This is a genomic window from Bartonella sp. AP30XZML (assembly GCF_042195945.1).
GTDB lineage: Bacteria > Pseudomonadota > Alphaproteobacteria > Rhizobiales > Rhizobiaceae > Bartonella.
On the sequence record NZ_JBHIPJ010000119.1, the window covers coordinates 1 to 2,925 of the forward strand.

A 2,925-nucleotide genomic window follows, 5' to 3' on the forward strand; every position below is an offset into this window, starting at 1 on the left:
CATGGAATTGCCTAAAGAAGGACGCTTTATCAGTTCTGAATTCCCAATCTTGCGGGAAAACTTGACCAAAATTGATCAAGCCATTGCGGGTGTTGAGGACAAGGTAGACCAAAAAGCACCTTTACAACACACGCATACCATAAGTGATGTTGCAGATCTTGAAACAGCCCTCAATGGCAAAATGGCAGCGGATAAAACCTTCTCATTTGCTGATTTAAGCGATATCGAGGGGGCAAAAGATGCCGCCAACAATTATGTTCTCTATAAATCAAGCAATAATAACTTCACTTTTGGCAGTGCAATATCATTGTTAGGCGCACATCAACATAAAACAGAAGATATCGTGGGTCTTGACGATTTTAGAGCCAAGATCAATGAAGATCTCACAAGCTATGGACACCTCACAAGCCCAAATGAATGGCAAAGTTATAATAAATTTACCAGCAAAGTCACTATGAGTGGTGGCTTAGAACTGTTGGGTAATGCATCATTGAACCTCACCCATAATGGTGAAATAGTTACCAGTCTAAGCACAACCGGAAGCTTGCTTAAAGGACCTTTAAAAGTCGATGGAGATCTTGTTTATACGAAAGCGCAAGTGGATGCCGCCATTTTGTCACAAATAAAGAGTCTTAAAAAAGATTTGACCGATAAAATCACGAATTGGCCGGCTCTTGCTGATGCTGAACTGCTGTATACACAAAATGGAAAAATTCAATGGCCCGATTGGGTAACGGACCAAACCAAGGTTGAGATCCAAGCTTGGGGTGGTGGCGGTAGTGGTGGTGGAGCAGATACGCCAGGATTAGGAGGAGGTGGCGGCGGTGGCGGTTGTTCAGTCTGGTATGGCTATAAAGCCAGTTTAAACGGTCATCAAGATATTTTGATTGGTAAAGGAGGCGCTTCTGTTGCATCACGCAGTGCGACAGGAAATTCTGGAGGAACAACAGCTGTTGGAAAGAATTTTATTACGGCGACAGGAGGACATGGTGGTGGGGGTGCTTCTGCCTATCAATCTCACACGGGATTTGGTGGTGGTACGACTACCTACTATTCAGGCGGTGGCGGTGCTGGAGGAACAGGTGGAAACTTTGGTTTAGCAACGGATGAACATCCAGGAATTGCCAAAGGCGGAAATGGTTATGCTGGAACGAATGGAATTACGAGTAAAACAAGCGGTAATGGAGGCGATGCTGGAGGTGATACATCACGTGGTGGCTCTGGAGGAGTCGGCAAAGGTTCCTATAGTTCGGGAAAAGCAGGGCGTGGTTTTGGTGGTGGTGGTGCTGGCTCTCATGGAGATTCCTCTCCAAGCGGCGCTGGAGCTGATGGCGCTGTTCTTATAAGGTTATGGAAAGATTAAATACAAAACCAAAAATAGCGCAAGTCAAATTGATAGCTTTTGTATGAGCAGGCTTATATGTTTTTAAGTCCTTTTAAAGCTCTTTTAAAGCCCTTTAAAAGGGCTTTAACAGGCGTTGAGAATTGCTATGGCAAGGATTTGTTTAAGCGAGAGGATTACCAGACGATGTCCACACTGCTTGCACAATTAAAGGGAAAGTTTGTTCTGTCTCTCAATGATGTGCCAGAGATCCGAAAAACCTTTAGCCAATTTAAACTAAAAGAAGTGAATACATCTTATACATGTGGTTCAAATAATCCAATGCCGGCTCAAGAGCTGATCATCTCAAATTGCGATTTCTAAAACGAGAAATAATACATATTAAAGGGTCTTTAAATGATCTTTGAAGACCTTTTGAAACCCCTTAAAAATCTTTCAAAAAAATAAATTAGTATAAAACCTAAGCTATCAGACTTTCTAGTGGAATATTGAACTGTTGGTGCAAGTTTTTAATCATGCGCAGTGTTAATTTTCTTTTACCACTCAAGATTTCATAAACACGATTTAAATGACCAATCGCAGGAACGAGATCTTTAGCACTTAAGTTCATTTGTTCCATTCTAAATTTAATAGCTTCAATCGGGTGAGGAGGAGAAACAGGATAGTGTTCTGCTTCATACGCTTCAATCAACAACACAAGAACCTCCATTTGATCAAATTCTGGAGTATTCTCTTTAGGTTGATTGTCAAACATTGCAGACACAATTTCTAAAGCTTCTTGATAATCTCTTTCAGTGCGAAGTGGTTTGATATTCATTTCTTAAATTCCTTTAGTTCTACAGTATTAGCATCAATTGCATCATACTGTTTGTGTGTCCCTATAAATTTTATATAAAGCCAACCTGCTGGATAAAAGATTGAAACAACTAAACGATAATCATTGCCTCTAATATTAAAAACAACACGATTATTCTTTAATATGCTTGCATTTTTATACTTCTCTTTAATGTCATGAGGAGAACGCCACTGCGCATTTTTAGCTTCATCTACCCATGCTTTTAACGGTTGTTCAGCATCAGGATATCGAGCCCAAAAAGTTTGAAGTGTGGAGATTTTAACAATTTTCATAAGTTTATCCTGATTTTTATCAATCTTAGTACCATTTTGGGACCAAGTCAAGATATTTATAAAAAGAAAGTGCTTGTTGAAAACAAACCTTTCTCAAGAGCGGCTTTTTACCTCTCATTTTTCCCATTCATTTCATTAGCCAATATTTCAAAGGAGCATAAAGTATGGCAACAGGTTTTCTACACGGTGTTGAAGTCGTTGAAGTTGACGACGGCACCCGCCCCCTTCGCGCGGTACAATCGGCAGTTATCGGAATTGTTGGCACAGCGCCAGATGCGGATGAACGAGCCTTTCCTCTTAACACACCCGTTTTGGTAACGGGTTCTCTTTCACAAGCTGCAAAACTCGATAAAACGGGTAAGCGTCAAGGTACCTTACCCAATGCCCTTGATCTTATTTTTAAACAAGTAGGAGCAATTGTCGTTGTCGTGCGCGTGAACGAAGGTGACAACGAA

At 40.9% G+C, this 2,925-nt stretch carries 3 protein-coding genes and 2 pseudogenes; 3 read left to right on the forward strand and 2 right to left on the reverse strand.

Translation table 11 applies throughout. The features are described 5' to 3' along the window. The first annotated feature begins 1 nt into the window (after position 1). Together ACFIL2_RS10220 and ACFIL2_RS10225 are read left to right on the forward strand one after the other, a co-directional pair. On the forward strand, positions 2–1,363 hold the full coding sequence (locus ACFIL2_RS10220) for a Bgr_08870 family protein (RefSeq protein ID WP_375680046.1): 1,362 nt from the start codon (positions 2–4) through the stop codon (positions 1,361–1,363). A 111-nt stretch (positions 1,364–1,474) separates the two neighbouring features. Next, positions 1,475–1,705: pseudogene (locus ACFIL2_RS10225) on the forward strand (DNA adenine methylase); the annotation flags it as partial. 97 nt (positions 1,706–1,802) lie between these two features. Here ACFIL2_RS10225 and ACFIL2_RS10230 read toward each other — a convergent pair. Together ACFIL2_RS10230 and ACFIL2_RS10235 are read right to left on the reverse strand one after the other, a co-directional pair. Then, positions 1,803–2,159, reverse strand: a complete 357-nt coding sequence (locus ACFIL2_RS10230; protein WP_156851753.1) for a type II toxin-antitoxin system HigA family antitoxin — start codon at positions 2,157–2,159, stop codon at positions 1,803–1,805. Beyond that, on the reverse strand, positions 2,156–2,470 hold the full coding sequence (locus ACFIL2_RS10235; protein WP_317993618.1) for a type II toxin-antitoxin system HigB family toxin: 315 nt from the start codon (positions 2,468–2,470) through the stop codon (positions 2,156–2,158). Before ACFIL2_RS10235 ends, ACFIL2_RS10230 begins: the two co-directional genes overlap by 4 nt. Positions 2,471–2,634: 164 nt before the next feature. Between ACFIL2_RS10235 and ACFIL2_RS10240 the strand changes: the two are divergent. Then, positions 2,635–2,925, forward strand: a pseudogene (locus ACFIL2_RS10240) (phage tail protein); the annotation flags it as partial.